This window comes from Canibacter zhuwentaonis, assembly GCF_018531145.1.
GTDB lineage: Bacteria > Actinomycetota > Actinomycetes > Actinomycetales > Microbacteriaceae > Canibacter > Canibacter zhuwentaonis.
The window spans coordinates 1-3,876 of sequence record NZ_JAHDSZ010000021.1 but is presented as its reverse complement, the minus strand read 5'-3'; the positions used below and the strand labels follow the sequence as shown (position 1 = coordinate 3,876).

The following is a 3,876-nucleotide window of genomic DNA, read 5'->3' as shown; positions in this document are numbered from 1 at the left end:
GGTGTGTGGACTGTTTCAGTCCACACACCCCCTCTTTAGCCTAGAAACCAACCCAACTGCCCTGTACTAGTAGCCGTCACCCACCCGTAACCGTCTGTGTGCTACAAGCCCGGCTACAAAACCAGCTGCGAGCACAGGCTGCACCCGATAAACACAACCACACACTGCCAGCACGCGCTACAAACCTACTAAAACAACACCACCCCATACACACAAAAATGGGGGAGTCAGAACAGTCCACACACCCTCCCCGTGAAAAGTCAAAACACCACACCACGCAACCAAAAAAGAGAGGGTGTGAGCCAGTCCAGCCCACACCCCCTTGTACAGTCAAAAACCAGCCAACTGCCCCGTACCAGTAACACACAACCAGCAGCCCGGCTACAACACCAATCACAAGCACGCCTGCTCCGGTTAGATATAGCCAGTCGGACGCGACACCTCCGGTGAGTGGTAGTGGTGGTGCTACGGCCATGAATTTGCGTTGTAAACGAACTGTGTGTTGAACTGTGGCGTTTGCTGTAACCTGTTGCAGTTGATACGTCGACTGGGTTGCTCCCTTAAACTCCCAACCGTTGGGGGCTGCCCTGTTGCGTACTGTCACTGTGCAGTTGCTACCAGCCCATACTATTTTATGTATGACTTGGGGTGCTCCTGCGCCGTTAACAAGCGCAGCGTAGTTGAGCGTGTACGTGAAAGTATTGTTATGTTGAAACGGTGTTACACAGTTGATACTACCCGTTACGGTCACAACACCACTAGTGGGGCGTTCTCCTTCGGGTTTTACAGTAAGTGAGACTGTGACCCTTTTGTTTGTGACATTAAAGCTTGCTTGTGAACGGTTATTGTTTTGGTTGGCGTCTTTAAATGTCGTGCTGGTGGTTGCAGTGAACCTTCGGCTGTTAGCATCGAAGAATCCTGCTTTGCCTGTAACGGTTACTTTAATGCTGCCCCCAGCTGGAATTACCGGTATGGTTGCTGTTACCGTGTGACTAGCTGCGTTATACACCCACTGACGAGGGCATGTGGCACGCCCTGTGGCCTGGCATGCCGAGTTTACTGTGGCGGCAGTGTTTACAAACCCGCTCGGGGGTAGTTGGATTGTGACGGGGATGTTACGCGCCTGGTAGCCGCTGGCTTTGATTGTTGATATTACCCGTACTTGTTGGCCTGCGGCTACTGTTGGTGTGGCAGTTGTTTCGGTGGATACTTCGACTGGTATTTTTTCAACCTCCAGCCGTATTGTGGCGGTGCGTGAGCTGGTGATGTTTTGTTCTGTTTGGGTGATCCGGTCGGGTGTTTTCCATCTCCAGCCTGCTGGAACATCACCCTTGTTAATGGTTATCACACAGGTGCTACCCGCATCAACCATGTTGTTTAACACTCGATCCCATTTGCCGCCTGCTAGTTCGTTGTGTTTTAGAGTAAACATGATGTTACGCCTGTCTTGTCGCGTTTGGGGGTTAATGCATAAAACCTCGCCTGTTACAACAACCTGTCCTTCGGTAAGCCCCACAGGCTGAAACGCGGCTGTTAGCGTGGTTTTACGGGGCACAACACGAAACGTAGCGTCAGACGGAATGGCGGTGAAAGGTTCTTGCACATCATTAACACGAGAATTGGTTTTGTCGATGTAGCTGAAATCTAAAACCCCGTCAGCGGTAGTCCTAACCGTGTGGGATGTGTTGGGTGTGCCTGTGACTGTTCCTGTTATGTTAAGTTGTTCGTCAAACAGTTGTAACGAGTCAAGGTACTTGTAGTGTTTGTTGGGTGTGGGGAAACTACCAGTGAGCGTGCGTGTTCTTGCATCATAGCTTGATTGGAAACCATCTGCTGCGCATTGCCTTTGGTTTGTGCAATCCCTCGTTGTGAAGGGGCCTTTGTTGAGTGTTTCATTTGAGATTGTAAACCCGGTGGGTGGTTGAACCCTGAAGTTAATTTTAACAGTATACGAATCCTGATTGGATTGAATATCCTGCACCTGCTGGTATGCCGCATCGTTGTAGCTGAATGATACGTTGATGTTGGCTGTTTCACCGGGGTAGTATTGTTGTTTGTTGTTTGTTGTTTGTTGGTTGTTGTTGTGGTTGTGACTAGATCTGTGATGGTGGTGGTGCGGTTTATTCCGGCCGGTGGTTGTGTAGTGTGTGGGGGGTTTGTTGCTGGTTTGGTTTTGTTTGTGTTGTTTGCACTAGTGTTGCCTGGTTGTAGGCTGGTGGTAGTTGTGGTGGGTTTAACAGGTTCACCACCTGCTACTTGCAGCAGCGTGGTGTTTTGCCCTGTTGCAACACCCACCCCAACGGTTTGACCTGTTTGCGCGCTAGCTAGTGTGCTGAACACCAGCACCAGTGTGAGGATGTTTGAAACAACACCCCGTGCTTTTAGTAGCAGGGAAACCACACCGCACAAAAACCCCACCACACACTGCCAACACACCCCAAACCCACTAAAACAACACAACCCCATACACACAAAAAAAGGGTGGACTGGAACAGTCCACACCCCGGAAAGTCAAACCCAAACATTTCAACTAGAAAGAGTAAAAGTAGAATGCAGGATACTAGCAAAAAAGGAACGGTAACCTCTTTTATGCTGTATGTGCCGGCTTTAACCGCAATGGCTCCAACTAGCCTACCCGTATCAACGGTTATAAGGGTTTCTTTCAGGTCTACTTTAGTTGTGCAGGTTTCGTCTTTGTAGAGTTCGAAGGTTGCGCCTGATATTGCGATCATGGTGTTTGTGACATATTTTTGTATATCGAAGTACCCGTAGATGAGGGTTGGTGCACCACCCGGGCCACCACCCGGACCACCACCCGGCACAGGGTCTGGGGTTTGCTGTGTGGTATCCCCTCCATTAGAGGTTTTGATTCTAACGTTGGCGGTGTTTACAATCTTCCCGGGATCGTTTACTGTGGTTGTGATTTTGAATGTAACAGTTTCACCTCCTGTGAGGGTTGTTGTGTCATCTAACTGACCTGCTAGGTTTCGACCCCCGTCACCCGTAGATGTAACGGTTACATTAACCTCACGGCCGTTAACCTGCGCGGTAGTTTCAACGTAGCCTAGGTTTTCGGCAAGCTGGTCTGTGAAGCTTACTTCTGTGAATCTTTCACCGTTTTGGAGTTCTGGTAGCACTTGTGTGATAGTCCAGGTGACACTATCACCGAGTTTTGTAGCACCTGTATCGTCTAGGGTTTTAGTTGGTTTATTGCTAACAGTGTTTTTTGGGTAGACTTGTACGTTATAGTTCCACGTGTTGCCGTTTGGGTGGGGGATGGTAACAATAAAAGGCGCAGCCTTTTTAACCACATTAGCAGGAGCCTGGGTTTCTGTAACCAGATAAGCACCAACAGCAAGACCATCGAATGTGGCTTCCCCGTTATCGTCTGTTGTTTGGGTAGTTTCAGACCCCATAACTACCCTGGTTTTAGCTTGATCAACGGTTAAATTTTTAAGCGTCATCCAGTCGGTGTTTTGTGTGAGATCAAGATTGAGTTTTTGAATCTTAAACACTACCCCAGCAATCGCAACCCCCGCAGGGGCGGGGTTTTCAATCTGTCCTGTGCCGGGGTTGCCTTGAGGGGTTTGTTGTTTGTGTTTGTGCACAATAATCGAACCCCGCCGGCTTGCGTCAATATCACCCGGCGCGGCAAACCCCCTGTTCCGGGTGGTTCGGGTGGTTTACCAAACAGGTCAAACCGTTGCTGAGGTGGGTGTTGCAACAGGGCAAAACACCATGCTGCAAGTAGCAGGTGGTGAACCTGTTAAACCCACCACAACTACCACCAGCCTACAACCAAACAACACCGGTGCAAACAACACAAGCAAAACCAAACCAGCAGCAAACCCCCCGCACACTACACAACCACCGGCC

At 49.7% G+C, this 3,876-nt stretch carries 3 protein-coding genes; 1 reads left to right on the top strand and 2 read right to left on the bottom strand.

The genetic code is table 11. The features are described from left to right. Nucleotides 1–76: 76 nt before the first annotated feature. Both KJY78_RS06415 and KJY78_RS06410 read right to left on the bottom strand, forming a co-directional pair. Entirely contained in the window at nucleotides 77–1,981 is a 1,905-nt protein-coding gene (locus tag KJY78_RS06415; protein WP_214337780.1) for a COG1361 family protein, read from the bottom strand. Nucleotides 1,982–2,381: 400 nt separating this feature from the next. Next, nucleotides 2,382–3,638: a SpaH/EbpB family LPXTG-anchored major pilin gene (locus KJY78_RS06410; RefSeq protein WP_348771221.1), complete on the bottom strand. Its 1,257-nt coding sequence runs from the start codon at nucleotides 3,636–3,638 to the stop codon at nucleotides 2,382–2,384. A gap of 40 nt (nucleotides 3,639–3,678) precedes the next feature. Between KJY78_RS06410 and KJY78_RS06405 the strand changes: the two genes are divergently transcribed. After that, a partial coding sequence (locus KJY78_RS06405) for a hypothetical protein (protein ID WP_214337778.1) occupies nucleotides 3,679–3,876 on the top strand: 198 nt, incomplete at its 3' end.